20 protein-coding genes and 1 riboswitch are annotated in these 26,353 nt (G+C 73.4%); of the genes, 6 read left to right on the forward strand and 14 right to left on the reverse strand.

Going from position 1 to position 26,353, the window contains the following annotated elements:
* From cobJ to LNW73_RS25595, 13 genes are all read right to left on the reverse strand, one after another.
* Positions 1 to 1,710 (reverse strand): precorrin-3B C(17)-methyltransferase, encoded by a 1,710-nt coding sequence (gene cobJ, locus LNW73_RS25535; RefSeq protein ID WP_250991507.1) that lies wholly within the window; start codon positions 1,708 to 1,710, stop codon positions 1 to 3.
* Positions 1,707 to 2,981, reverse strand: a complete 1,275-nt coding sequence (cbiE, locus tag LNW73_RS25540) for a precorrin-6y C5,15-methyltransferase (decarboxylating) subunit CbiE (protein WP_374118281.1) — start codon at positions 2,979 to 2,981, stop codon at positions 1,707 to 1,709. Before cbiE ends, cobJ begins: the two co-directional genes overlap by 4 nt.
* 133 nt (positions 2,982 to 3,114) lie before the next feature.
* The gene (cobM, locus tag LNW73_RS25545) at positions 3,115 to 3,915 is read right to left on the reverse strand and encodes a precorrin-4 C(11)-methyltransferase (RefSeq protein WP_250975289.1); all 801 of its coding nucleotides are present in this window, start codon (positions 3,913 to 3,915) and stop codon (positions 3,115 to 3,117) included.
* Positions 3,912 to 4,640, reverse strand: coding sequence for a precorrin-2 C(20)-methyltransferase (gene cobI / locus LNW73_RS25550; RefSeq protein WP_250975288.1), 729 nt, complete (start codon positions 4,638 to 4,640; stop codon positions 3,912 to 3,914). Before cobI ends, cobM begins: the two co-directional genes overlap by 4 nt.
* A complete protein-coding gene (locus LNW73_RS25555) occupies positions 4,637 to 6,160 on the reverse strand; it encodes a cobyrinate a,c-diamide synthase (protein WP_250991509.1) in 1,524 nt (507 codons plus the stop codon). Before LNW73_RS25555 ends, cobI begins: the two co-directional genes overlap by 4 nt.
* Complete coding sequence (gene cobO, locus LNW73_RS25560; protein WP_250975286.1) at positions 6,157 to 6,753, reverse strand: cob(I)yrinic acid a,c-diamide adenosyltransferase; 597 nt, start codon at positions 6,751 to 6,753, stop codon at positions 6,157 to 6,159. Before cobO ends, LNW73_RS25555 begins: the two co-directional genes overlap by 4 nt.
* Positions 6,753 to 8,765, reverse strand: coding sequence for a putative cobaltochelatase (locus tag LNW73_RS25565; RefSeq protein WP_250991510.1), 2,013 nt, complete (start codon positions 8,763 to 8,765; stop codon positions 6,753 to 6,755). Before LNW73_RS25565 ends, cobO begins: the two co-directional genes overlap by 1 nt.
* Entirely contained in the window at positions 8,762 to 12,409 is a 3,648-nt protein-coding gene (cobN, locus tag LNW73_RS25570) for a cobaltochelatase subunit CobN (protein WP_250991511.1), read from the reverse strand. The genes LNW73_RS25565 and cobN overlap by 4 nt, the downstream gene beginning before the upstream one ends.
* Positions 12,406 to 14,007 (reverse strand): cobyric acid synthase, encoded by a 1,602-nt coding sequence (locus tag LNW73_RS25575; protein WP_250991512.1) that lies wholly within the window; start codon positions 14,005 to 14,007, stop codon positions 12,406 to 12,408. The genes cobN and LNW73_RS25575 overlap by 4 nt, the downstream gene beginning before the upstream one ends.
* A complete protein-coding gene (locus LNW73_RS25580; RefSeq protein ID WP_250975282.1) occupies positions 14,004 to 14,966 on the reverse strand; it encodes a cobalamin biosynthesis protein in 963 nt (320 codons plus the stop codon). The genes LNW73_RS25575 and LNW73_RS25580 overlap by 4 nt, the downstream gene beginning before the upstream one ends.
* 107 nt (positions 14,967 to 15,073) lie before the next feature.
* A riboswitch (cobalamin riboswitch) is annotated at positions 15,074 to 15,268 on the reverse strand.
* A 103-nt stretch (positions 15,269 to 15,371) separates the two neighbouring features.
* A complete protein-coding gene (locus LNW73_RS25585; RefSeq protein WP_250975281.1) occupies positions 15,372 to 15,605 on the reverse strand; it encodes a hypothetical protein in 234 nt (77 codons plus the stop codon).
* A gap of 25 nt (positions 15,606 to 15,630) precedes the next feature.
* Positions 15,631 to 16,875: an inorganic phosphate transporter gene (locus LNW73_RS25590; protein ID WP_250991513.1), complete on the reverse strand. Its 1,245-nt coding sequence runs from the start codon at positions 16,873 to 16,875 to the stop codon at positions 15,631 to 15,633.
* 188 nt (positions 16,876 to 17,063) lie between these two features.
* Complete coding sequence (locus tag LNW73_RS25595; RefSeq protein WP_250991514.1) at positions 17,064 to 18,455, reverse strand: NAD(P)/FAD-dependent oxidoreductase; 1,392 nt, start codon at positions 18,453 to 18,455, stop codon at positions 17,064 to 17,066.
* Between the two features lie 117 nt (positions 18,456 to 18,572).
* Between LNW73_RS25595 and LNW73_RS25600 the strand changes: the two genes are divergently transcribed.
* The 3 genes from LNW73_RS25600 (at position 18,573) to LNW73_RS25610 (ending at position 21,939) form a co-directional block, all read left to right on the forward strand.
* Complete coding sequence (locus tag LNW73_RS25600) at positions 18,573 to 19,220, forward strand: class II aldolase/adducin family protein (protein WP_250991515.1); 648 nt, start codon at positions 18,573 to 18,575, stop codon at positions 19,218 to 19,220.
* Between the two features lie 125 nt (positions 19,221 to 19,345).
* A complete protein-coding gene (locus tag LNW73_RS25605; protein ID WP_250991516.1) occupies positions 19,346 to 20,461 on the forward strand; it encodes an alpha/beta hydrolase in 1,116 nt (371 codons plus the stop codon).
* An 89-nt stretch (positions 20,462 to 20,550) separates the two neighbouring features.
* Positions 20,551 to 21,939 carry a hypothetical protein gene (locus tag LNW73_RS25610; RefSeq protein ID WP_250991517.1) on the forward strand — a complete coding sequence of 463 codons (1,389 nt, stop codon included), beginning with the start codon at positions 20,551 to 20,553 and terminating at the stop codon, positions 21,937 to 21,939.
* 84 nt (positions 21,940 to 22,023) lie between these two features.
* Here the strand turns inward: LNW73_RS25610 and ypfJ are convergent, their stop codons facing one another.
* On the reverse strand, positions 22,024 to 22,941 hold the full coding sequence (gene ypfJ / locus LNW73_RS25615) for a KPN_02809 family neutral zinc metallopeptidase (protein ID WP_250991518.1): 918 nt from the start codon (positions 22,939 to 22,941) through the stop codon (positions 22,024 to 22,026).
* 254 nt (positions 22,942 to 23,195) lie between these two features.
* Between ypfJ and LNW73_RS25620 the strand changes: the two genes are divergently transcribed.
* The 3 genes from LNW73_RS25620 (at position 23,196) to LNW73_RS25630 (ending at position 26,319) form a co-directional block, all read left to right on the forward strand.
* On the forward strand, positions 23,196 to 24,794 hold the full coding sequence (locus LNW73_RS25620) for an ABC-F family ATP-binding cassette domain-containing protein (RefSeq protein WP_250975274.1): 1,599 nt from the start codon (positions 23,196 to 23,198) through the stop codon (positions 24,792 to 24,794).
* Between the two features lie 392 nt (positions 24,795 to 25,186).
* Positions 25,187 to 25,411, forward strand: a complete 225-nt coding sequence (locus LNW73_RS25625; RefSeq protein ID WP_187144825.1) for a helix-turn-helix domain-containing protein — start codon at positions 25,187 to 25,189, stop codon at positions 25,409 to 25,411.
* A gap of 116 nt (positions 25,412 to 25,527) precedes the next feature.
* The gene (locus LNW73_RS25630; protein ID WP_250991519.1) at positions 25,528 to 26,319 is read left to right on the forward strand and encodes an enoyl-CoA hydratase/isomerase family protein; all 792 of its coding nucleotides are present in this window, start codon (positions 25,528 to 25,530) and stop codon (positions 26,317 to 26,319) included.
* Positions 26,320 to 26,353: the final 34 nt, after the last annotated feature.

Here is a 26,353-nt window from a genome sequence, read left to right on the forward strand (position 1 = left end):
TCATGCCTGCCACCGGTAGCCGCGCGGGGTCACCATGCGGCCGGCCACGTTGCGGGTGGCGGTGTTGCCGACGGTCACGACGGTCACCATGTCGACCGTCGTCACATCCAGCGCCGCGATGGTCGTCACCTCGCTGCGCTCGTCCGGCCGGGACGCGGCGTGCACGACGCCGACCGGGGTGCCGGGCTCCCGGTGCTCCGCGAGCAGCGACAGCGCCTTCGGCAGCTGCCAGTCGCGGCCGCGGCTGCGGGGGTTGTAGAAGGTGACGATCAGATCGGACTCGGCCGCCGCCCGGACCCGGCGCTCGATGACGTCCCACGGCGTGTGCAGGTCCGACAGGCTGATCGACACATGGTCGTGGCCCAGCGGCGCACCCAGGATCGCGGCGGCGGCGAGCGCGGCCGTCACCCCGGGGACCCCGACGACGTCGATGTCGTCCGCGGCCTCGGCGAGCGCGGGGGAGGCCATCGCGTAGACCCCCGCGTCACCGCTGCCGATCAGGGCCACCGCATGGCCCGCGCGGGCCTGCTCCACGGCGGTACGCGCGCGCTCCTCCTCGGCGCCCAGACCGGATTCCAGGATCCGGGTGCCGGGCCGCAGCAGGTCCCTGATCTGGTCGACGTACTGGTCCAGGCCGACGATCACCGACGCCCTGCGCAGCTCCTCGCGGGCCCGCGGCGTCAGCAGATCACGTGCGCCGGGACCGAGCCCGACCACCGAGAGCCGGCCGCGCGGACGGCGCCGCGCCACGGCGGCGGTCGCCATCGCGGGACCCTCCGGCGGCGCGGACTTCCGCTTGGGCACCAGCAGTTCGCCGCCCGGCGCCGCCGCGAGCGCCGCCGCCTCGGCGACGGACGGAGTGCCGACGGCGGCCAGCGGAGCGTCCGACGGGTTCGGTACGTCGATCCCGGCGAGCCGGTCCGCGGTGTACGTCAGCAGTGGCACCCCGAGCCGCTCGGCGGCCTCGACGATCCCCGCCTCGTCCGCCTTCGCGTCCACGGTCGCCAGCGCCGCGACCGAGCGGGGCGACAGACCGGCGTCGGCGAGCGCGCTCCCGATCAGCGTCAGCACCTCGTCGGCCGGCACTCCCCGGCTGCCGCCCACACCGACCACCAGCGACGGCGGGCGGAGCAGCACGGTGGCTCCGGCGGTCGTATCGGCGCCGGTCACACGGTCGGTGACGATCAGTGAGACGTCACTGTCAGTGGCGGCGGTTACGTTGGGTGGCAGAGCAGGAAGGGGGTGGACGCCATGGGAGGTGTCCAGACGTACGGGGTCGCCGTCGAGGATCGCGCGGCTGACGGCCGCGACCGCGCCTTCGACGGGCCAGCCCAGCATGTCGAGTCCCGGCACCCCGGCGGCGTCGGTGGCGGTGCTGATCACCGGACGGCAGCCCAGTGTGTCGGCGACGCGCTGCGCCAGCTCGTTCGCACCACCGCCGTGGCCGCCCAGCAGGGCTATCGCGTGCTGGTGCGTCTCGTCCACCGTGACGACGCCCGGATCGGTGTCCTTGCCCCGCAGCAGCGGGGCGATCAGGCGGACGACGGCGCCGGTGGCGAGGAAGCACACCAGCTGCTCGCATTCGGCGAAGGCGCGGCCGACCGCCTCGCGGACCGGCCCGTCGTAGACCCGGACCTCGTCCGGCCAGGCGGCGGCCAGGTGTTCGCAGCCGCGCTGCCCCGCCGAGGTGGCGGAAATCAGGCCGATCACAGAATTGCTCCTTCGGTGCCGGGCCGGGTGGCCCACAGGACGAAAACGGGATTGTTGGCGGCGAGCCGGGTGACGCCACCCGGCAGCGGTGCCAGCCGGGAGGACTGCAGCAGCAGACCGTCCGGTTCGAGGCCGGCCGCGGACAGGGCGGCACGTACGTCGCCGACGCGGTCGACGGCCGCGAGGGTCACGACCACGGTCCGCCGGGCGCGCCTGGCGCAGGCACCGACGATGGCGGGCAGGTCGCGCCCGCCGCCGCCGATGAAGACGGCGTCCGGGTCCGGGAGCTGGGACAGCACGGTCGGGGCGGCGCCGTGCACGATCTGTACGTCCACACCGTGGGCCGCCGCGTTCGCCCGGATCCGCTCGATGCCGTCGGGGGTCTGCTCGACGGCGACCGCGGCGGCGCCGAAGCGGGCGCACTCCACGGCCACGGAACCCGATCCGGCTCCTATGTCCCACACGAGGTCACCGGTGCGCGGGGCGAGCCGGGACAGGGCCAGGGCACGCACCTCGAACTTGGTGATCATCGAGTCGCGGTACCCGAACGCCTCCTCGGGCAGCGCCCATCCGGCCGGCGCGGGCGGCGGTCCCGCGACGATCCGCTGGACCGGCGACAGCACCCGCGCCTCGTCCAGGCAGAGCACGACGCTCACACCGGTTCCCGTCCAGTCGCGGACGGCGGCGTCGGCGGGGGAGACCCGCTCGACGGTCTCGTCCGCCGTGCCGAGGGCCGCCGCGACCACCAGCGTGCGCTCGATACCGGTCCGGGCCAGCGCGGCGCCCAGCTCGGCGGGCCCGGCCCCGGGACCGGTCAGCACCGCCGTCTTGGGGTGCGCGCGGCACACGTTGACGGCCGCCCGCGGATCGCGGCCGTGCGCGCTGACGACGACCGCGTCGTCCCAGGACAGTCCGAGCCGGGCGAAGGCCACCGCGATGGAGGGGGAGGACGGGCGGACGTCCAGGGCTTCCGGGCCGAAACGCGCCCCGAGGGCCCGGACGATGCCGAAGAACCCCGGATCACCGGAGGCGAGCACGGTCACCCGCCGGTCCTGGTGGTCCAGCGAGCCCAGGTGCCGCTCGATGCCGTCGAGGGCCGGGGCGAGCGGGCCGAGGACGATCCGCTCCACGCCGGCCGGCAGCCGCGCCGCCTCCAGATGCCGCCGTGCGCCGACGACGAGCGTGGCACCGGCCGGAGCCGTGGCGGGCCCGTCGGTGCCGGTGCTCGTGCCAGTGCTCGTGCCGGTGGTGCCGGTGCCGATGACGGTGATCGCGCCGGGCGCGGGCGGGCCGGCGGTACGCGGCAGTTCCGGCTCGCGCGGGCCGGGCTGGGCGTACGGCTCGTACGGCGTCCGGCTCAAGGCCGTCCCTTCCTTCCGGGGTCGTGTGGCTGGTGGGGGTGGCTTACGCCTTGGACTCGCGCAACGCGCGCCGGGCCGCCGGGTCCGCCCGGCGGAAACCGTGGAAGTGCCCCGGGTGGTAGAGGTGCGAACGGGTGCCGGACGCCGCGAGCGCCGGGCCGACGAGGAAGAGGGTGTGCTTCCAGAGCTTGTGCTCCTTGACCGTCTCCTCCAGCGTCGCGATCGTGCAGCGCAGCACGAGCTCCTCCGGCCAGGTCGCCTGGTAGGCGATCACGACCGGCGTCTCCGTCGGATAGCCGCCCTCCAGCAGCTCCGTGACCAGCTGGCCCGACCGGGCGGCCGACAGGAACAGCGCCATCGTCGTGCCGTGCCGGGCGAACTCCCGTACCTCCTCGCCCGGCGGCATCGGCGTCTTGCCACCGCCCAGCCGGGTCAGGATCACGGACTGCGCGACCTCGGGGATCGTCAGCTCGCGCTGCGCGATCGCCGCGACCGCGGAGAAGGACGAGACGCCCGGGATGATCTCGACCTCGATGCCGAGCGTGTCGCACCGGTCGACCTGCTCCTGCGTACCGCCCCACAGGGCCGGGTCGCCGGAGTGGATCCGCGCCACCTTCAGATCCTCGGCCTGCGCCCGCTCGTAGACCGCGACGACGTCCTCCAGCGACATCGTCGCCGAGTCCAGGATCTCCGCGCCCTCACGGGCGTGCTCCAGTACTTCCGCCTGCACCAGGCTCGCGGCCCAGATGACGATGTCGGCGGCCGCGATGGCGCGGGCCGCCCGGAACGTCAGCAGGTCGGCGGCGCCGGGCCCCGCCCCCACGATGGTCACCTTGCCGGTCACAGCTTGCCTCCACGGGTGTCCCGGCGGGCGGGAGCGATCAGTGTCGAGAGATAGGGGAGCGGGCCTTCGAGCAGCTCGGAGGCGGGGCGGATGGATTCCTCGGGCAGCCCGAGCGCGGAACCCCACACGGCGCCCTCGGTCCTGCCGGTCTCCCGCAGCGCGGTCGCCACTTCCTCCGCCAGCCGGCCGAACTTGTACGCCACGACGGTGCCCGGCCCCTCCAGGGCCTCCTTCAGCACCGCCGCCCCGGCCGTGACGGGCACGAGCGTCAGCGGCTCGGTCCCCTCGGCCAGCACCGCTCCGCTGCGCGCGGCCAGGTCCTGCATCGCGGTGATGCCGGGCACGGTCTCGACGGCGACGCCGTCGACCAGCTCCCCGACGGTCAGCGCGAGATACGTGAACGTCGAGTAGACGTTGGGGTCGCCGATCGTCGCGAACGCCACCGTGCCGTGCGTCCGCAGCAGTTCGGCCACCTGCCCGCCCGCCGCGTCCCACGCGGCCTCACGCCGTGCCCGGTCGGTCCGCTCGTTCAGCGCGAACACGATCCGGACCACCTTCTCCTGCTCCACGTAGTGCAGCACCGTCGCCTCGGCCCTGCCGCGTTCGAGGGTGTCCATCACGGGGACGACCACCACCGCCGCCGCCCGCAGGGCGTTCACACCCTTGACGGTCACCAGCTCCGGATCGCCGGGGCCCACCCCGACCCCGATCAGCCGCCCGCTCATTCGGAACACCTCTCCACCAGTCTTCGGGCCACGCTCGGAACCGCGGCCCAGTGCACATGCAGGTACGAGGCGTGCACGCCCCCGTGGACGAATCCTTCGACGCGGCGCTCCGGCCGCGTCACCCCCCATGCGGGCGTGGCGCCCGCGCCCGGCTCGATGACCGTGCGGTGGAACTCATGCCCCCGCACGCGGGTGCCGGCCTCCGCCAGCACGCTGTCCGAGACCGCCACCGCCTCGCGGTACCCGAGGGTCAGCCGCTCCGACATCCGCGCGGTCGCGTCGAGCACGCCGCACATCGGCCTGCCGTCCAGCTCCCGCGCCAGGTAGAGCAGCCCCGCGCACTCGGCGGCGACCGGCGCCCCGGAGGCCGCCAGTTCCGCCACGGCCTTGCGCAGCGGCTCGTTCGCCGACAGCTCCGGCGCGTAGACCTCCGGGAAGCCGCCACCGATCACCAGCGCGGCGGTGTTGTGGGGGAGTTGCTCGTCGCGGAGCGGGTCGAAGGTGACGACCTCCGCTCCGGCGGCCGTCAGCAGTTCCGCGTGCTCCGCGTACGAGAACGTGAACGCGGGCCCGCCCGCGACGGCGACCAGGGGGCGCCTGCGGCGGGCCTTTTCCCCCACCCCGCCCCTTCCCGAAACCAAGGGCTCCGCCCCTGGACCCCGGTCCTCAAACGCCGGACGGGCTGAATCATCGCCCTGTTGTGGGCAATCGTTCCGCAGGGCGGAACGGGTGGGCACAACTGGGTCCGGGGCAGCGCCCCGGTTTCGGGAAGGGGCGGGCCTGGGGAACAGCCCCGCAGGGTCCCACGGGTCGGCGTCCAGACCCGGGGCGCTGCGCGCCAAAGCCAGCAGCGCTTCCATGTCGCAGCCCGCCCGGACCTGGGCGGCCATCGCCCGCACCGCGCCGACCGCGTCGGCGCTGCGCTCGGCGACCGGGACGAGGCCCAGGTGCCGGGAGGGGACACTGACCTGTTCGGCTCGGCGCAGCGCGCCGAGAACCGGCACGCCGGACTCGTCCAGCGCCTCGCGGAGCAGCGCTTCGTGCCGGTCGGAACCGACCTTGTTGAGGATGACGCCCGCGACCCGCACCTCCGGGTCCCAGGACGCGAAGCCGTGCACCAGCGCGGCCACCGACCGGGACTGCGACGAGGCGTCGACGACCAGCACCACCGGTGCGCGCAGCAGCTTCGCCACATGTGCCGTCGACGCCAGTTCGCCCTGCCCGGCGGCCCCGTCGTACAGGCCCATGACGCCCTCGACGACCGCCAGGTCCGCTCCGGCCGCACCGTGCAGGAAGAGCGGGGCGATCAGTTCGGGACCGCACATGAAGGCGTCGAGATTCCGCCCCGGGCGGCCGGTGGCGAGCGCGTGGTAGCCCGGGTCGATGTAGTCGGGGCCGACCTTGTGCGGGGACACGGCGAGGCCGGCCCCGGTGAAGGCCGCCATCAGCCCGGTGGCCACGGTGGTCTTGCCGCTGCCCGAGGAGGGCGCGGCGATGACCAGACGGGGGAGGGACGTCACCACTCGATGCCCTTCTGGCCCTTCTGGCCCGCGTCCATCGGGTGCTTGACCTTCGTCATGTCGGTGACGAGGTCGGCGGCCTCGACCAGCTTCTCCGGCGCGTTGCGGCCGGTGATGATCACATGCTGGGTGCCGGGACGGTCGTTGAGGACCTGGATCACCTCGTCGGTGTCCACCCAGCCCCAGTGCATCGGGTACGCGAACTCGTCCAGCACGTAAAGCTGGTACGTCTCGGCGGCCAGGTCCCGCTTGACCTGCTCCCAGCCCTCCTTGGCCGCTTCCTCGCTGTCGGCGATGTCGCGCTGCACCCAGGACCAGCCCTCGCCCATCTTGTGCCAGGCGACGGTGCCGCCCTCGCCGGAGTCGCCGAGGACCCGCAGCGCCCGCTCCTCGCCGACCTTCCACTTCGCCGACTTGACGAACTGGAACACCCCGATCGGCCACCCCTGGTTCCAGGCGCGCAGCGCGAGCCCGAAGGCGGCCGTCGACTTCCCCTTGCCGATACCGGTGTGCACGATGGTCAGCGGCCGGTTGCGGCGCTGGCGCGTCGTGAGCCCGTCGTCCGGCACGCTGCTCGGCTGTCCCTGCGGCATTACGCGGCCCTCCGCACATCACGTACGAGCGCGGACACGGTGTCCGCGCGCAGTTCCTCCAGCGTCACGGCGGTCCCGGCGAGGTCGAGCGCCAGCGCGCCCGCCAGGCCGAGCCGCACGGGACCCGACTCGCAGTCGACGACGACCGACGCCACGCCCTCGGCGTTCAGCAGCCGCGCCGCCCGCGCCGCCAGCTGTACGGGTTCGGGTCCGCCGGTCGCCCGGCCGTCCGTCACCACGACCAGCAGCGGCCGGCGGGACGCGTCCCGCAGCCGCTCGATCCGCAGCACCTCGCGCGCCTTCAGCAGCCCGGCCGCCAGCGGCGTCCGGCCGCCCGTCGGCAGTACCCGCAGCCGCGCCGCGCCCGCCTCGACCGACGACGTCGGGGGCAGCGCCAGCTCGGCGTCCGCGCCGCGGAAGGTGATCATCCCGATCTTGTCGCGCCGCTGGTAGGCGTCCATCAGCAGCGACAGGACGGCGCCCTTGACGGCGGTCATGCGCTGCCGGGCGGCCATGGAGCCGGAGGCGTCGACGACGAACAGCACCAGATTCGACTCCTTCCCCTCCCGCACCGCCTGCCGCAGATCGTCCTTCCGGATCACCAGACCGGGACCGCTGCGCCCGCGCGCCCGCTGGTGCGGGGCCGCCGCGTGCACCGTCGCCGCCAGATGCAGCTTCGTCAACTGGCCCTGCGGCCGCCGGGCGCTGGTCGTCCTGCCGTGCGCGGTCCGCGCCCGCGACCGGCGCCCGGCCGCGCCCTCGCCCATGCCGGGGATGGTGAACGCCTTGGTCTTGAACGGCTCGCCCGCCGGAGCGGCACTCTGCTCGCCACCGCCCGACGACCCGCCCTGCTGCTGCCCGGCGGGCTCATCGGGCGCGGAACCCTCCTCGGGACCCTCCTCGGACCCGTCCTGCGGCCCGTCGTCCGGACCGCCCTCCGGCGGCTGCCCGCCGCCGTCGTCGGGGCCGTCCGGATCCGGGTCGTCCTCCGGGTCCGGGCCGCCGCTGTTCTGCTCCAGCGTGTCGTCGAGCTTCGACTCGTCGAGGCCCGGCGCGTCGAACGGGTTGCGGCGCCGCCGGTGCGGCAGCGCCAGCAGCGCCGCCTGCCGGACGTCCTCCGCGATGACCTCGGTCCGCCCGTCCCACGCCGCCAGCGCGGTCGCGGTACGCGCCATCACGATGTCCGCGCGCATCCCGTCGACCTCGAACGCCGCGCAGGTCGCCGCGATCTGGCGCAGCGCACGGTCCCCGAGCACCACGGACGGCAGCAGCGCCCGCGCCGCCACTATCCGCGCCCGCAGCGCGTCCTCGTCGCCCGACCACTTGCCGGCGAACGCCGCCGGGTCCTCGTCGTACGCGAGCCGGCGCCGGACGACCTCGACGCGCTCGTCCGTCTCGCGGGACGCCGCGACCTCCACCGTCAGCCCGAACCGGTCGAGGAGCTGCGGGCGCAGCTCGCCCTCCTCCGGGTTCATGGTGCCGACGAGCAGGAAGCGGGCCGCGTGCCGGACGGAGACGCCCTCGCGCTCGACGTAGGAGGCGCCCATGGCCGCGGCGTCCAGCAGCAGGTCGACCAAGTGGTCGTGCAGCAGGTTGACTTCGTCGACGTAGAGCACGCCGCGGTGCGCGTCGGCCAGCAGCCCCGGCTCGAACGACTTCTTGCCCTCGGACAGCGCCCGCTCGATGTCCAGCGAACCGACCAGCCGGTCCTCCGACGCGCCGACCGGCAGCTCCACCATCCGCGCGGCGCGGGCGGTGCCCGCACCGACCGCGTGCGGGCCGTCCGGGCACGCCGGGTCCGGGGCGGCCGGATCGCACGAGAACCGGCACCCGCCGACGACGGCGACATCCGGCAGCAGCGAGGAGAGCGCCCGCACGGCCGTCGACTTGGCGGTGCCCTTCTCACCGCGCACGAGCACACCGCCGACCGCCGGCGATACGGCGTTCAGCAGCAGCGCGAGCCGCAGGTCGGTCATCCCGACGATCGCGGTGAACGGGTACGGGGTGCTCATGAGTCGCCTTCCAGGTCGCCTTCGAGCTGCAGATAGATCTCGCGGAGCCGGTCCAGGGTCTCCGGGTCGGGCTCGGCCCACAGCCCGCGGTCGGCGGCCTCCAGCAGCCGCTCGCTGATGCCGCGCAGCGCCCAGGGGTTGGACTTCTTCATGAAGTCCTGGTTCTCCTTGTCGAACACGTACTCCGCCGCGAGCCGCTGGTACATCCAGTCGTCCACCACGCCGGCCGTCGCGTCGTACCCGAAGAGGTAGTCGACGGTCGCGGCCATCTCGAAGGCGCCCTTGTAGCCGTGCCGGCGCATGGCCGCCATCCAGCGGGGGTTGACCACCCGGGCGCGGAAGACGCGGTGCGTCTCCTCGCCCAGGGTGCGGGTCTTGACCTGGTCGGTGGTGGCGCTGTCGCCGACGTAGGCGGCGGGGGAGACGCCCGTCAGGTGGCGCGTCATCGCCACCATGCCGCCGTGGTACTGGAAGTAGTCGTCGGCGTCGACGATGTCGTGCTCGCGGGTGTCGACGTTCTTCGCGGCCACCTGGATGCGGCGGAACGCCTGCTCCATGTCACCGCGCGCCGCGCGGCCGCCCAGGCCGCGGCCGTACGCGTAGCCGCCCCAGACCGCGTAGACCTCGGCGAGGTCGGCGTCCGAGCGCCAGTTGCGGGCGTCGATCAGCGGCAGCAGACCGGCCCCGTAGGCGCCCGGCTTGGAGCCGAAGATGCGGGCCGTCGCGCGGCGGCGGTCGCCGTGCTCGGCGGTGTCCTCGTCGGCGTGGGCGCGGACGTAGTTGGACTCGGCGGGCTCGTCGAGTTCCGCGACGGCCTGGACGGCGTCGTCGAGGAGCTGGATGACGTGCGGGAAGGCGTCGCGGAAGAAGCCGGAGATGCGGACCGTCACATCGATGCGCGGGCGGCCCAGCTCTTCCAGGCCCACCACCTCGAACCCGGTGACGCGGCGCGAGGCGTCGTCCCAGACCGGGCGGCAGCCCAGCAGGGCGAGGATCTCGGCGATGTCGTCGCCCTGGGTGCGCATGCAGGACGTGCCCCACACCGTCAGGCCGACGGACTTCGGGTACACGCCGGTGTCGGTGAGGTGCCGCTCCAGCAGCGAGTCGGCGAGGGCCGTGCCGACGTCCCAGGCGAGCCGGGACGGGATCGCCTTCGGGTCGACGGAGTAGAAGTTGCGGCCGGTCGGCAGGACGTTGACCAGACCGCGGGTCGGGGACCCGGACGGGCCGGCCGGTACGTAGCCGCCGCGCAGCGCGCGCAGGATGTTGTCGATCTCGTCGGTGGTGCGCTCCAGCCGGGGCACGACCTCCTCGGCGGCGAACTCCAGGATCCGCACGGCGTCCTGGACGGGCGAGCCGAGCACCTCCGTCACGATCCCGGGGGCCGCGGCCCGGCTCCAGCCGGACTCCTCCATCGCCCCGGCCAGCCGGCGCGCGAGCGTCTCCAGCAGGTCGACGGCGTCGGCGGCGGTCCTGGCGGGTCCTTCGGCCAGCGCCGTCAGCGCGGCGGGCACCGCGAGCCGGGCGCCGGGTTCGGCGAGCAGCGCCTTCTCGTTGAGGCCGAACGCCTCGGCCATCGCGGCCCGCAGACCGGGCAGTGCCGCGCCGACGCCGCCCCACACCTGGGAGGAGCGCAGGATGGCGAGCACCAGGTTGACCCGGGCCTCGCCGACGGGGCCGCCGCCGAGGATGTGCAGACCGTCGCGGATCTGGACGTCCTTGATCTCGCAGAGCCAGCCGTCGAGGTGCAGGACGAACTCGTCGAAGGCCTCATCGTCGGGCTGGTCGTCGACGTGCAGGTCGTGGTGGAGCTCGGCGGCCCGCACCAGCGTCCAGATCTGGCTGCGGACGGCCGGGGTCTTCGTCGGGTCCAGGTCGGAGACGAGCGCGTACTCGTCGAGGAGCTGTTCCAGCTTGGCGAGGTCGCCGTAGGTGTCGGCGCGCGCCATCGGCGGCACCAGGTGGTCGACGACGGTGGCGTGGCCGCGCCGCTTGGCCTGGGTGCCCTCGCCCGGGTCGTTGACGATGAACGGGTAGACGAGCGGCAGTTCGCCCAGCACCGCGTCCGGCGCGCAGCCCGCCGACAGACCGAGGCCCTTGCCGGGCAGCCACTCCATGGTGCCGTGCTTGCCCATGTGGACGATCGCGTCGGCGCCGAACGTGTTGTCGAGCCAGCGGTAGGCCGCCATGTAGTGGTGCGACGGCGGCATGTCCGGGTCGTGGTAGATCGCGATCGGGTTCTCCCCGAATCCGCGCGGCGGCTGGATCATGACCACGACGTTCCCGAACTGCAGGGACGCCAGGACGATGTCCTCGCCGTCGAGGTAGAGGGTGCCCGGCGGCTCCCCCCAGTGCTCCAGCATCCCCGCGCGCAGCTCGGGTTCGAGGGTCGCGAACCACCGCTGGTAGTCGGCGAGCGGGACCCGGGCCGGGGCGGCGGACAACTGCTCCTCGGTGAGCCATTCGACGTCGTGGCCGCCCGCGGCGATCAGCCGGTGGATCAGCTCGTCGCCGTTGTCCGGGTACCCGTCGACGGCGTATCCGGCGCCGCGCAGCGCGTCCAGCAGGCCGACGGCCGAGGCGGGGGTGTCGAGGCCGACCGCGTTGCCGACCCGCGAGTGCTTGGTGGGGTAGGCGGTGAAGACGACCGCGAGCTTCTTCTCCGGGTTCGGCTTGTGCTTGAGCGCGGCGTGCCGGACCGCGATCCCGGCGACGCGCGCGGCGCGTTCGGGGTCGGCGACGTACACCGGTACATCGCCCTCGCCGGTCTCCTTGAACGAGAACGGGACGGTGATCAGCCGGCCGTCGAACTCCGGGATCGCCACCTGCATCGCCGCGTCCATCGGCGACAGCGCCGCGTCGGAGGCCGCCCAGGCCGCGCGGGACGAGGTCAGGCACAGACCCTGGAGGACCGGGATGTCCAGATCGGCGAGCGCGCCGATGTCCCAGGCCTCGTCGTCGCCGCCCGCCGAGGCGTCGGAGGCGCGGGTGCCGCCGGACGCCAGGACGGTCGCGACCAGCGCGTCCGCCCGGCCCAGCAGCGCGTACAGACCGGCGTCGGCGCCGCGCAGCGTCCCGCAGTACACGGGCAGCGCGTTGGCGCCCTTCGCCTCGATCGCGGCGCACAGCGTGTCCACGAAGCCGGTGTTCCCGGACAGTTCGTGGGCGCGGTAGAAGAGCACGCCGACGGTCGGGCGGCCCTCGGTGAACGGGTACCCGCCGTGCGTCCCGTACTGCGGCATGGTGGCCGGGGGTTCGAAGCCCTCACCGGTCAGCAGCACCGTGTCCGACAGGAAGCGGGCCAGCTCCACCAGGTTCGCCGAGCCGCCCTCGACCAGATAGCGCAGCGCCTCGGCGACGACGCCCGCCGGGACCGAGGACTCCGCCATCAGTTCGGCGTCCGGCACCGACTCCCCGCCGAGCAGCACCGTCGGGATGCCGGACGTGCGCAGCGCGGCGAGTCCGTCCTCCCAGGCGCGCTTGCCGCCGAGCAGCCGCACGACGGCGATGTCCGCGCCCTCGGTCAGCGCGGCCAGGTCGCCGGGTCCGACCCGGGTCGGGTTGCCGATCCGGTAGTCCGCACCGGAGGCGCGGGCCGCCAGCAGGTCGGTGTCGGCGGTGGACAGAAGCAGAACGGTGGTCACGGTGCCCCCGGAGCAAGGAAGGGTAGGCCGGCGGGTGCGCCGTCCTCGATGAGCCGCATGAGCGCGGCGGTGTCCGCGTGTTCTTCGATCAGGTCGCCGAGGCGGTCGAGCTGTTCCTCGCGCAGCGTCCCGAAGGAGGTGTCGGGGGCCGGGACGAAGCGGCGGCCGGCCTGTTCGGCGATCCGGCGCAGGAAGGCGCGGCGGAAGCCGTCACTCTCCAGCGAGCCGTGCCAGTGGGTGCCCCAGACGGCGCCCGACCGGCAGCCGTCCAGCGCCCGCCCGTCGTCGCCGGTCATGAACGGCCCGTCGCCGCCCAGGACTTCCGCGACCCCGTGGTGGATCTCGTACCCCTCGACGGGTTCGCCGAGCGCCTCGCCGACCGGCCGGGCCAGCGTCTTCTCCGCCGCGAACCGGACCCGGACGGGCAGCAGCCCGAGCCCGTCCACCCGGCCGGCCCGCGACTCGATCTCGTCCTCGATCGTCCCGCCGAGGATCTGGTAGCCGCCGCAGATGCCCAGCACCGGACGGCCTTCGGCGGCCCGCCGGACGATCGCGTCGGCGAGCCCGCGCTCGCGCAGCCAGGCCAGCGCCCTGACGGTGCCCCGGGTGCCGGGCAGCACCACCAGGTCGGCGTCGGCGAGTTCCTGCGGACGGTCGACGAAGCGCACGACGACGCCCGGTTCTGCGGCCAGCGCGTCGACGTCCGTGAAGTTCGACATCAGCGGCACGGCGACGACCGCGACCCGCAGGATGTCCTCGCCGTGCGGCGGGGTGACGACCGACTCCCGTACGGCGCCGCGCATCGAGACCCGCAGCCCGTCCTCCTCGTCGATGCCCAGCCCGTGCGCGAACGGCAGCACGCCGTACACGGACCGGCCGGTGAGCCCGCGCAGCATGTCCAGGCCCGGCTCCAGCAGCGAGACGTCGCCGCGGAACTTGTTGACGAGGTAGCCGCAGACCAGTTCCTGGTCCTCGGGGCTCAGCAGGGCCGTCGTGCCGAAGAACGAGGCGAAGACGCCGCCCCGGTCGATGTCCCCGACCACCACGACCGGCAGCCGCGCGGCGCGGGCCAGGCCCATGTTCACGATGTCGTTGTGCCGCAGGTTGATCTCGGCCGGACTGCCCGCCCCTTCACAGATCACCGCGTCATACGTGCCCCGCAGTTCGGCCAGGCACTCCACGACGACGGGGAGCAGCGTGGACTGCTTCCCGCCGAACGGTGTTCCTCCGGCGGACGACGACCCCTCGGGCCCACCGTGATAACCGCGGGCGCTCATCTCTCCCACCGGCTTGCCGAGCAGCACCACTTGGCTGCTGCTGTCGCTGCCGGGCTTGAGCAGCACCGGGTTCATCAGCGCCGTCGGCTCGACCCGGGCCGCCTGCGCCTGCATGGCCTGCGCCCGCCCGATCTCGGCGCCCTCGCGGGTCACGAACGAGTTCAGCGACATGTTCTGCGCCTTGAAGGGCGCGACCTTCACGCCCTGCCGGACCAGCCAGCGGCAGATGCCCGCCGTGACGACGCTCTTGCCCGCGTCGGACGTGGTCCCGGCGACCAGCAGCCCTCCGCCGGTGCGGCGCACGCCGCGTGTACCGCTCATCGGGTTCCCTCCTCGGTGGATGCCGACAGCGCGGTGACGGCCAGCCGTCCGCCGGCGCAGACCGCCAGCGCCAGCAGGCCGACGCGGCGCGAGAGCCGTACGGCGCGGGCGATGTCGGCGACTTCGGGCGGCCGGTTGCCGGCGCCCAGTACGGCGCGGTGCTCCACGCGGCCGGCGTAGGCGAGGGTGCCGCCGAGCCGGACGCCCAGTGCGCCCGCGAAGGAGGCTTCCACCGGGCCCGCGTTGGGGCTGGGGTGGCCGGCGGCGTCCCGGCGCCAGGCGCGCAGTGCGCCGCGCGGATCGGGTCCGGCGAGCGTGGCGAGGACGGCGGTCAGCCGGGCGCCGGGCCAGCCGGCGACGTCGTCGAGGCGGGCGGAGGCCCAGCCGAACCGGCGGTAGCGCGGCGACTTGTGACCGGCCATCGCGTCCAGGGTGTTGACGGCACGGAAGCCGACGAGCCCCGGCACGCCGGCCGCCGCGCCCCACACCAGGGCGCCGACGACCGCGTCCGAGGTGTTCTCGGCCACGGACTCCACGACTGCCCGCGCGATCTGCCCGGCGTCCAGGGCCTGCGGGTCGCGGCCGCACAGGTTCGGCAGCCGCTCGCGGGCCGCTTCGAGGTCGCCCGCCTCCAGCGCCGCGGCGACGGCCAGCGCTTCACGGCCCAGCGAGGTGCCGCCCAGCACCGACCAGGTGGCGGCCGCGGTCAGGGCGATGGTGGCGGCGGGGGAGGGGCGTACGGCCCGTGCGGCCAGCGCGGCGGCGGCGGTCGCGCCGCCCGCGCACAGCGCGGTGTACAGCGCGCCGTGGCCGCGGTGGTCGCGCCACAGCCGGCGTTCGGCGGCGGTCGCGGCGCGGCCGAACACGGCGACCGGGTGGCCGCGGCGTGGATCGCCCGCGATCAGGTCGCCGAGCTGGCCGAGAGCGGCGCCGCACGCGAAGGCGTGTCCGGCTCGCACGGCGTCAGCCCGCCGTCACGCCTCGACGGGACAGGGCCTGGGGATCCGGTGGAGTACGACGGCGGCCGGGCATGGCAGGAGTCCTCACTCAGGGTCCGCGCCCTGGTTCGACGTGACCGGCGGTTGAGAGTCTCCTGGCTCCCGGATCCGCGCACCCCCGACCGTCCGGCCGATCGCTCGGCGCTGACGTTCTGGTGGGGGTGCACTCCCCGGTGACAGTGGCGGGACCGCGCCGGATTCACACCGGACTTCCTCTCCTACCGCCGTATGGCACCGGGCAGTCCACCACGTGCCGCGAACCCCGTCAACTCGCTGTTGACCTGCGACGGAAGATGTGCGAAGGCCCACACCCGCGGGTTCGCGGATGCGGGCCTGCGCCGTCGGCGCGCGGTGCTCGGAAGAGGATCAGGCGACGATCAGGAAGATGCCGTACGCCACCGCCGCCGCGCAGAGCGCGAAGCACGCGTAGGCGCCGGTCCTGGTCAGGACGGCGGAACCGCCGGAGGCGGCCGTTCCGTCGGTGGCGGACCCGCGCTTGGCGAGCCCGACGATGCCGAGGGTGAAGACGCCCACCAGCCCGATGGTCACCGCGAGGGTGACGCCGAGGACGGTACCGAGGGCCTGCCAGTCGATCTGCATGGTGCTGATTCCTTCCGGGCCGGGATCAGGCCGTGGCCGGTGCGGCGTCGACGGGGGTGGCGACGGCCGCGGGAGCCGGGATGGTCGCGGCGAGCGGTGCGACGGGTCCGGCGGGCGGCGGGCTGACGGCCGCGATGGCGGCGGTGACCGCACCCTGCGGCTCGACCGGGAGCTCGTTGACGTTGCTGTGGTCGATCGGCTTGCGGCGCGAGGCGAGCCAGATCGCGGTGCAGGCGACGAGCGCCAGGACGGCGACCCCGGCGATGCCCCACGCGCCCTGGCCGGCCAGCAGCGCGGCACCGGCGGCGACCAGGCCGGCGGCGGGCAGCGTCAGGCCCCAGGCGGCGACCATGCGGCCCGCGGTGCTCCAGCGGACCACCGCGCCCTTGCGGCCGACACCGGAACCCATCACGGAGCCCGAGCAGACCTGGGTGGTGGAGAGCGCGAAACCGAGGTGCGAGGAGGCCAGGATGGTGGCCGCGGCGCCGGTCTGGGCGGCGAAGCCCTGCGGCGCCTCGATGTCGGTGAGGCCCTTGCCCATCGTGCGGATGATGCGCCAGCCGCCGAGGTAGGTGCCGAGCGCGATGGCGGTGCCGGCCGAGACGATGACCCACATCGGCGGGTCGGCGTGCGGGGCGACGACTCCGCCGGTGATCAGGGCGAGGGTGATGACGCCCATCGTCTTCTGCGCGTCGTTGGTGCCGTGCGCGAGCGAGACCAGGCCGGCCGAGGCGATCTGCCCGGCCCGGTAGCCCTTGGCGGTCGCCTTCGGGTCGCTGTTGCGGCCGATCCGGTAGGTGAGCTTGGTGGCGAGCATCGCCGCCAGGCCCGCGACGACCGGGGCGGCGAGCGCCGGGATCAGGACCTTCATGACGACCTTGTCGCCGTTGACGCCATGGGCGCCGACGGAGACCAGGGTCGCGCCGATGAGGCCGCCGAACAGTGCGTGGGAGGAGCTGGACGGGAGCCCGGCCAGCCAGGTCAGCATGTTCCAGACGATGGCGCCGACCAGGCCCGCGAAGATGACTTCCGGCCGGATCCCCGCGCTCTCGTCGATGATGCCGCCGGAGATGGTCTTGGCGACTTCCACGGACAGGAAGGCGCCGACGAGGTTCAGCACGGCGGACATGGCCACCGCCGTCTTGGGCTTGAGTGCGCCGGTGGAGATGGTGGTGGCCATCGCGTTGGCGGTGTCGTGGAAACCGTTCGTGAAATCAAACACGAGAGCGGTCACGATCACGATTCCGATCAGGAGCGTGATGTGTTCCATGTACCCAGGCAATCGTTTGATCGGACAGTGGCGGTGGCGACCGTACGGAGTCCGGGTGAACGGAAGGTTAACTGGCGGCGGCTGCATGGTGCCGCCCCTCGTGGACCGGATTCTTCAGGCCATGCCGGGTGTTGGGGCGGCTGCGCCATCGCCCGGGATCCGGCTCGGCACCGCCCCCGGAATCCGTTTCAGTGCCGCCCGGAGATCCGGTCCGCGACGCGTGCCACCGGGTCCGTTTCACTGCTGCGCCCGGACAGCTCACGGCGGTCCGCGCCGCGGTAGGCCGCGTACATTCCGTGCACCCCGATCCAGCGGAACGGCTCCGGCTCCCAGCGCCGTACCCGGTGGCCCACCCAGGGCAGCGCGGTGAGGTCGGTGCCGTGGCCCTGACCCGAGTCCAGCTGCACCAGATCGCGCAGCGTCCGCGCCGCCAGGTTCGCCGTCGCGACGCCGCTGCCGACGTAGCCGCCCGCCCAGCCGAGCCCGGTCGCCCGGTCCAGCTCCACGCTCGCACACCAGTCGCGCGGCACGCCCAGCACCCCTGACCAGGCATGTTCGATCGCCACGCCGGCGGTCGCCGGGAAGAAGCGGACCAGGATCTCGCGCAGCGCCTCGACCGTGGCCGGCTGCGTACGCCCGTCGTTGTCCGTCCGCGAACCGAAGCGGTACGGCACCCCGCGGCCGCCCAGCGCGATCCGGTCGTCGGCCGTGCGCTGCGCGTACATGTAGGCGTGCGCCATGTCGCCGAGCGTCTCGCGGCCCTCCCAGCCGATGGTGTCCCACACCTGCTGGGGCAGCGGCTCGGTGGCGATCATCGAGGAGTTCATCGGCAGCCAGGACCGCTTCTGCCCCTTGAGCGAGGCCGTGAAGCCCTCCGTGCAGCGCAGCACGTACGGGGCGCGCACCGTGCCGTACGGGGTGATCGCGTGTTTCGGCTTGATCTCGGTCACCGTGGTGGACTCGTGGATCACCACACCCAGCGCCTCGACGGCCTTCGCCAGCCCCTGCAGAAGCTTCACCGGATGTATACGGGCGCCGTGCGGCGTCCAGGTGCCGCCGGAGGTCCCCGCGACCCGGATCCGCTCCGCGGACTCCCGCGCGCCCAGCAGCAGCCGGTCCTTCTCGCCGAAGGCCAGCTCCGCCGCGTGGAACGCCTTCAGCCGGGCGAGCTGCGCGGGGGAGTGCGCGACCTCCAGCACCCCGCCCTTGACGATGTCGGCGTCGATGCCCTCCTCGGCGGCGACCCGCACCACCTCGTCCACCGTCTCGTTCATCGCGTGCTGCAGGGCGACCGCGGCGTCATGGCCGTGCAGCTTCGCGTACCGGTCGCGGCCCGCGATGCCGTTGTACAGCCAGCCGCCGTTGCGCCCGGACGCCCCGTAGCCGCAGAACTTCTGCTCCAGCACCGTGATCCGCAGGAACGGCACGGCCTTCTTGAGGTAGTAGGCGGTCCACAGGCCCGTGTAGCCGCCACCGACGATGCAGACGTCCGCGGTCGTGTCGCCCGGCAGGGGCTCGCGCGGCACGGGGATGCCGGTCTGCGAGTACCAGAAGGAGATGCCGCCGTTGACGGTGGTCATGATGCCCCTGCAATCCGTGATGCGATCCGGTGCGGCCGTGGTGTGCGGCCGGTGGTGTGCGGGACGCTACTGCGCCCCGCGAGGACGCGGCAACGCCCAACCTGTAAGGATCGACGGATGCGCGATGCCATGGAGAAAGCCTGGTCGGAGCTGGTGGCCACGGCCCGGCGCAGTGTCACGGACGGCCTGGTGGTCGGTACGTCCGGCAATGTCTCGGTCCGGGTGGGCGACCTGGTGCTGGTGACGCCGACCGGCGTCCCGTACGACCGGCTCGGCCCCGTCGACGCCGTCGCCGTCGATCTGGACGGCCGGCAGGTCTCCGGACGGCTGCGCCCCACCAGCGAGCTGCCGATGCACCTGGCCGTCTACCGCGGCACGGGCGCGCGGGCGATCGTGCACACCCACGCGGTGCACGCCACGGCCGTCTCGACCCTGGTGGACGAGCTTCCGGCGATCCACTACATGGCGGCGGCGATGGGCGGCCGGATCCGGGTCGCCGGCTATGCCCCCTACGGCACGGACGAACTGGCCGCGCAGGTGCTGCGGGCCCTGCGGGACCGCAGCGCGTGCCTGATGCGCAACCACGGAACGCTCGTGTACGGCGCCACACTCGATCAAGCGTACGACCGTACGGCGCAGCTGGAGTGGATGTGCCAGGTCTGGCTCACCGCCCGCTCGGTGCCCGGACTGACCCCCGCCCTGCTGTCGGACGCCGAGCTGGACGACGCGGGCGGGCGGCTGCGCGGCTACGGCCAGCCCGGCTGACACCGCCCGGCCGACTTGGCCCGGCCGACGGCGCACGGCTGACGCAGCCCGGCCGCCACCGCCCGGGGCCACGGCCGGCCGCTGTCCACTGGCCGCATCGCGCCGCCCCGCCGACACTGGAACCGATGCGTATACGAACCGTGGCGGCCGTGGCCGCCACCACCGTGCTCGGTGCCGGCGCGGCCGCTGTGGCGGCCGGACGGTACGTGTCCGACCTCGCCCTCAAACCGTCCCCCGACGGCCCGGAACCCGACGAGCGGGTCACCGTCCACGCCACCGCGCCCGGCCAGGTCAGCATGACCCGCGCCCTGGCCTCCCTGCGGCCGGGCGTCTACGGGCTGTCCGGCGACGGAGTGCACGCCGCGGTCGGCGAGGTGCTGTGGACGACGCCGGACACGGTGGCCCGGCGCCTCGACCGGGTCTACAGCGGCGCCCTCGACCCCGGCACCCGGGTCCGGATGACGGCCCAGGTCCACGCGGGCGACCCGCGCGGCGCCCTCGGTCTGGACTACGCCGAGGTGCTGGTGCCCGGCGAACTCGGTCCGATGCCCGCCTGGTTCGTCCCCGGGGCCCGCTCGACGTGGGTGATCACCGTGCACGGCCTCGGCGCGACCCGCGAACTCCCGCTCAACGTCCTGCCGGCCCTGCACGGCCACCGCTTCCCGGTGCTCGACCTCGCCTACCGCAACGATCCCGGCGCCCCGCCCTCACCGGACGGCCTCGGACACCTCGGCGACACCGAATGGCGCGACCTCGACGCGGCGATGAAGTACGCCGCGGAGTACGGCGCCGAACGGTTCGTGCTCTACGGGTGGTCGACGGGCGCCACGATGGCGCTGCGGGCCGCCGACCACTCGGCGCTCCGGGACCGGATCAGCGGGCTGATCCTCGATTCACCCGTCCTGGACTGGAAATCGACCGTGCGCGCCGCGGCGTTTTCCCACGGTGTGCCGGGGGCGCTCGTACCGCTCGGCGTGCGCGCCGCCGAGGGCCGCACCGGGCTGCATGCGGAACGTATCGCGGACGCCGCGGACCCCGCCCGGCTGAGCGTCCCCGTGCTGGTCGTGCACGGCCCGGACGACACCCTCTCGTCCTGGTCAGGATCGCGACAACTCGCCGCGAAGCGACCGGATCTGGTCACGCTCCACACCGTTCCCGGCGCCTCCCACAGCGCTATGTGGAACGTCGACCCGGCGTCGTACGAAGAGGCCCTGCGACGCTTCCTGACCCCTCTGATGTAGCGCTCGGCGCGGAGCCGGGAGCGCAGCGTGAGGGGCGCCGCCCCGGAGCGCGTTTGGGATTCTGGGGCCTCACCCGGGACACTGCTCCAGTGACGTCCCGTACTTCGCGAGACACTCCGCTCCGCCTTGTCCCCCGACGACCCTCCCTGGCCTTCGCGGTGGGGGGCTCCGCCGCCCGCCCCACGGCGACAGCGCGGCGCTCCCGCCCGCCGCGGCCGCCCGAGGGCACCCCCGCGCTGTCCGAGCTCGCCCGCCAGGCGCGCGCCGAACTCGCCGACACGGTCCGCCTCGCGCGGTGGGCCGAAGCGGGACCCGGTACCGCAGGTCCGACCGGGATACTTCCGGACGCCGACGTCCAGCAGGCAGCCGCCGAGCTGGAGTTGACGGAACGGCAGATCCGGTCCGGCTGGGACCGGGCCCGGCTCGCGGGCCTGATCGAACTCCACCAGGGCGCCGCCCGCCCCGGCTGGCGGCTGCGCGCCTGGGACCGCGACAACACCGCCGTACTGCGCGGCTGGGTCGCGCTCTTCGACGCCTGGTCCCTCGCGCACCCCCCCGGCGACCCCGCCGAGGCGGACCCCTCGCTGGTGGCCGAGGTCGTCGAGGCCACCCCGCAGCTGCTGTCCTTCCTGCACCTCTCCTCGGGCCCGGTACCGGTCGACACCCTGCTGGACCTGCTGCGCCAGCGGGTCGCGGAGCTGCGGACCGAACGGCACGAGCCGCCCGCCGACGGTGCCCACGACCCGCTGCCCGCCCTGCTGAACTGGGTGCTCGACGCGGTTGCCGGGGTCGGGGCGCTGCATCCGCGCGACGCCTCCTGCGACACCCAGGAGGCCGCGCTCACCCCGCTCGGCAACTGGGCGGTCTGGGTCAAGCTGGAACAGATCTGTGTGGCCGCCCAGGGCCCGGCCGGCCATATCGAGCAGTCCGCGGAGAAGATGCTGCGCGCCTGCGCGCGGCTCTCCCCGGGCCCGGCCCGCGCCGAGTACCGCGCCTGGCTCGCCGCCCGCCCCGTCGGCCTGGCCGTCGCCGAGCTGCTGGAGACCGCCCGCGGTGAGGACGCGCTGCTGCGCGGCCTGGCCTTCGAGGCGCTCCGGGTGGTCGGTGCGCCCGCCGAGCCCGCCGTCCGCGCCTCCTCCGAGGAGCCGACGCTGCGGCCCTACGCGCTGCTGTGGCTGGCCGAGCAGGACGGCGGTGACCCGGAGGCCGTCGCGGGACTGCTGACCCGCGAGGAGACCGCCTGGCTGTGGGTGGACACCGCCGCGGCCGTCGCCGACCACGGCGAGGGCCAGCTGCTCGTGAGCCATCTCGACGCGGCGGTGGAGGGCTCGGTGCGGTCGCTCCTGGTGGAGATCCGCGGCGCGGGGCACCCCCGTACCGTCCAGGTGCTCGTGGCGCTGGCCGCCGCGCACCCGGACCCCGCGGTCGCCAAGGCCGTCCGCAGGGCCGCCTTCCAGGTGCACACCGGCGGCGCCTGACCGCTCGGGCACCGGACGACGACGATCGGCGACGGCCCGGCGGGAACACCCGCCGGGCCGTCGCCGTCCCTCCCTGCCGGGGGGTCATCCGAAGGTGTCGCAGCGCGCCAGGTCGCCGGTCCGCAGACCGGTGGCGAACCACTGCTGACGCTGCGCCGACGAGCCGTGCGTCCAGTTGTCCGGGGTCACCCGGCCCTGCGCGCGGGACTGGATCGTGTCGTCGCCGACCGCGGCCGCCGCGTCCAGGCCGCGGGTGATGTCGTCCGCCGTCACCGCGGTGATCAGCGGCCTGCCGGTGGCCGGGTTGATGGTCATGGTGGCGTTCTTCGACCACAGGCCCGCGTAGCAGTCCGCCTGCAGCTCGACCCGTACCGACTTGCTGGTGGCCCCGGTGCGCCCGTCCTGGGCGGCGCGCAGCGTCCCCAGCAGGTTCTGCACATGGTGCCCGTACTCGTGGGCGACGACGTAGCTCTCCGCGAACGGCCCGCCCTCGGCGCCGAACTGGCTCTGCAGCGTCGCGAAGAAGTTCAGGTCGATGTAGACCTTCCGGTCGACGGGGCAGTAGAACGGCCCGGTCCGCGGATCGGCGGCCCCGCAGCCGGTGCGCATCGGCCGGTCGAAGAAGACGGTCGGCGCCGGCTGATAGGTGCCGCCGCGCTGCCGGAACTCGTTCGTCCAGTACGCCTGGACGCTGTTGACCACCGCGACGATCCGGCACTGCTCCTGGGTGTTGGCGTCCCGGCCGGTCGCGCACGTCTGCGCCAGGTCGGCGGCGGCGCCGGTGCGCGGCGCGGTGTCCGTGGCGCTGCCGGACAGGCCCATCTGGTTGGGGCTGATGCCCAGGACGATCCCGATCACGACCACGATCAGGCCGACGATGCCGCCGCCGACCACCTTGCCGCTGGGAGCGCCGCCACCGAACGGTCCGCCGCCGGACGAGCCGCCACCGCGCTGGTCCTGCACCTGTGACGTGTCCAGTTTCGCGTTGTCGTCGAACTGCATACGACGAGTATGGGTGATTTGCCCCACACCGGCCCTCCAGGCCCGAACGGGCGGAGGCCGCCGCGGGCCACCGTCGCCGATCGTGGCCGACGGCCTCGGGCGCGTAGCACCTCATCGCCCTCCCCTGGGCAACAACCGGCTTGCCACACCCCGGTAGACTGGCCTGTATGGCAGTCCCTCTCGTTCATTAGCCGGCGGCGTACGACCTCCCCCGCGCCCCTTTCTGTCGTTCGCCATGCCCTGGAGCTTTTCCCGTGATTACTGCCACTGGCCTCGAGCTGCGTGCTGGAGCCCGCATCCTCATCGAGTCCGCTTCCTTCCGTATCGCCAAGGGCGACCGCATCGGCCTCGTCGGCCGCAACGGCGCCGGCAAGACCACCCTGACCAAGGTCCTCGCCGGTGAGGGCCAGCCCGCCGGCGGCACCGTGACCCGGTCCGGCGAGGTCGGCTACCTCCCGCAGGACCCGCGCACCGGTGACCTGGAGACCCTCGCCCGCGACCGCATCCTCTCCGCCCGCGACCTGGACTCCGTCCTGCGCAAGATGCGGGAGAACGAGGAGCGGATGGCGAACGGCAAGGGCGCCACCCGCGAGAAGGCGATGCGGAAGTACTCCAACCTGGAGACCGAGTTCCTCACCAAGGGCGGCTACGCGGCCGAGGCCGAGGCGTCCACCATCGCCGCCGCCCTCGGACTGCCCGACCGGGTGCTCGGCCAGCCGCTGTCGACCCTGTCCGGCGGTCAGCGCCGCCGGGTGGAGCTGGCCCGGATCCTGTTCTCCGACGCCGACACCCTGCTGCTCGACGAGCCGACGAACCACCTGGACGCAGACTCCATCGTCTGGCTGCGCGACTACCTCAAGACGTACCGCGGCGGCTTCATCGTGATCTCCCACGACATCCAGCTCGTGGAGACGGTCGTCAACAAGGTCTTCTACCTGGACGCCAACCGCACCCAGATCGACGTCTACAACATGGGCTGGAAGCTCTACCAGGCCCAGCGCGAGGCCGACGAGAAGCGCCGCAAGCGCGAGCGCAGCAACGCCGAGAAGAAGGCCGCGTCGCTGAACTCGCAGGCCGACAAGATGCGCGCCAAGGCCACCAAGACGGTCGCCGCGCAGAACATGGCCAAGCGCGCCGACCGGCTGCTGGCGGGCCTCGACGCCGTCCGCGTGTCGGACAAGGTCGCCAAGCTCCGCTTCCCGGACCCCGCGCCCTGCGGCAAGACCCCGCTGATGGCGAGCGGGCTGTCGAAGTCGTACGGCTCGCTGGAGATCTTCACCGACGTCGACCTGGCCATCGACCGCGGCTCGCGGGTCGTCATCCTCGGTCTCAACGGCGCCGGCAAGACCACGCTGCTGCGCCTGCTGGCGGGCGTCGAGACGCCCGACACCGGGAAGATCGAGCCGGGCCACGGCCTCAAGCTCGGCTACTACGCCCAGGAGCACGAGACCCTGGACCCGGACCGCACGGTCCTGGAGAACATGCGCTCGGCCGCCCCGGACACCGACCTGGTCGAGATCCGCAAGATCCTCGGCTCGTTCCTGTTCTCGGGCGACGACGTCAACAAGCCGGCCGGCGTGCTGTCCGGCGGTGAGAAGACCCGGCTGGCGCTCGCCTCGCTGGTGGTCTCCAGCGCCAACGTGCTGCTGCTCGACGAGCCCACCAACAACCTCGACCCGGCCAGCCGCGAGGAGATCCTCGGCGCGCTGCACACCTTCAGCGGCGCCGTCGTCCTGGTGACGCACGACGAGGGCGCGGTGCACGCACTGGCCCCCGAGAAGATCATCCTGCTGCCCGACGGTGTCGAGGACCTCTGGGGCGAGGACTACGCGGATCTGGTCTCGCTGGCCTGACCGCCCCGCCGCCCGGATCGGCCGTGCCGTCCGATCGGCCCGCCTGATCACCTGGCAGTGGATCATTCGGCCTATGGGTGATCCATCATCTGTGTGAGACGAGCTCATACCGCGCCACCGGGTGGCGCGGTATGACCGCCGCCCTGAGTCGATCAGTGGTGTGACGTCGGGAAACTCCTTACCGACCATGGATGACCTGCCGCTTTTCGCGGCGCCCGGACAGCTGTCCGGAAAGCGCCGGACGAATTCGGGGATCTTCGTGTGCCACCCGGCCGCCGGAAAAAGGTCCCCGGTTCAAATGTTGTCGTACGGACCTTGCCGAATGGGTGGCCAGGAAGGCGCCGAGGGGTGATCATGAGAGTCCAGAGCGCACTTCCCTAGAGGAGGCACGGGTGGCCGAGACTCTGAAGAAGGGCAGCCGGGTAACCGGCGCCGCGCGCGAGAAGCTCGCGGCAGACCTGAAGAAGAAGTACGACTCCGGTGCGAGCATCCGGGCGTTGGCCGAGGAAACCGGCCGCTCCTATGGATTCGTGCACCGGATGCTCAGCGAGTCCGGCGTGACCCTGCGTGGTCGCGGCGGTGCAACACGAGGCAAGTCGAAGGCCGCTACGGCCTGACGGGCAGGGCATCTCCCGCGACCCGGATTCCCCAGCGTGCCCACCCGGTCGACGACTGTGTCGACCAGGTGGTTACTCTTCGGTAATCAATTCCGCGGTTCGCTCGGAGGTGCCCGATGCCCGACCCCACCGTGCTGCTCGAGCGTGACGGAGTGCGGCTCACCGCCGACGACTCCGTCGCGACCGTCACACTGTGCAATCCGGCCAAACGCAATGCCCAGTCACCCGCCCTGTGGCGGGCCCTGGTCGAGGCAGGCCGGCTCCTGCCGGGCAGCGTGCGCGTTGTCGTGCTCCGCGGCGAAGGGCAGTCCTTCTCCGCGGGGCTCGACCGGCAGGCCTTCACGCCCGAGGGCTTCGACGGCGAACCGTCGTTCATCGACCTCGCGCGCGGTTCCGACGAGCAGCTCGACGCGACCATCGCCGAGTACCAGGAAGCGTTCACCTGGTGGCGGCGCAGCGACATCGTGACCATCGCCGCCGTACAGGGCCATGCGATCGGTGCCGGCTTCCAGCTCGCTCTCGCCTGCGATCTGCGGGTGTGCGCGGACGACGCGCAGTTCGCCATGCGCGAGACCAGCCTCGGACTGGTGCCCGACCTCGGTGGCACCAAGCCGCTGGTCGACCTCGTCGGCTATGCGCGGGCCCTGGAGATCTGCGCCACCGGGCGCTTCGTGCACGGGTCGGAGGCCTGGCGCATGGGCCTCGCCAACGTGGTGGTCCCGGTGGCCGAGCTGGACGAGACCGCTCTGGCTCTCGCCGCTGAGCTGCTCGCCGCGCCCCGTGACGCCGTCATCGAGACCAAGGCCCTGCTGCAGGGTGCCGCCGCCCGTTCGTACGAGGAGCAGCGCCCCGCCGAGCGCGCCGCCCAGGGCCGCCGGCTGCGCGACCTCGCCGGCGTCGGCGAGTAACTCCGCCCGATGACTCCGCTCGATCGATGTCCGG

Source organism: Streptomyces sp. RKAG337, from assembly GCF_023701715.1.
Taxonomy (GTDB): Bacteria; Actinomycetota; Actinomycetes; order Streptomycetales; family Streptomycetaceae; genus Actinacidiphila.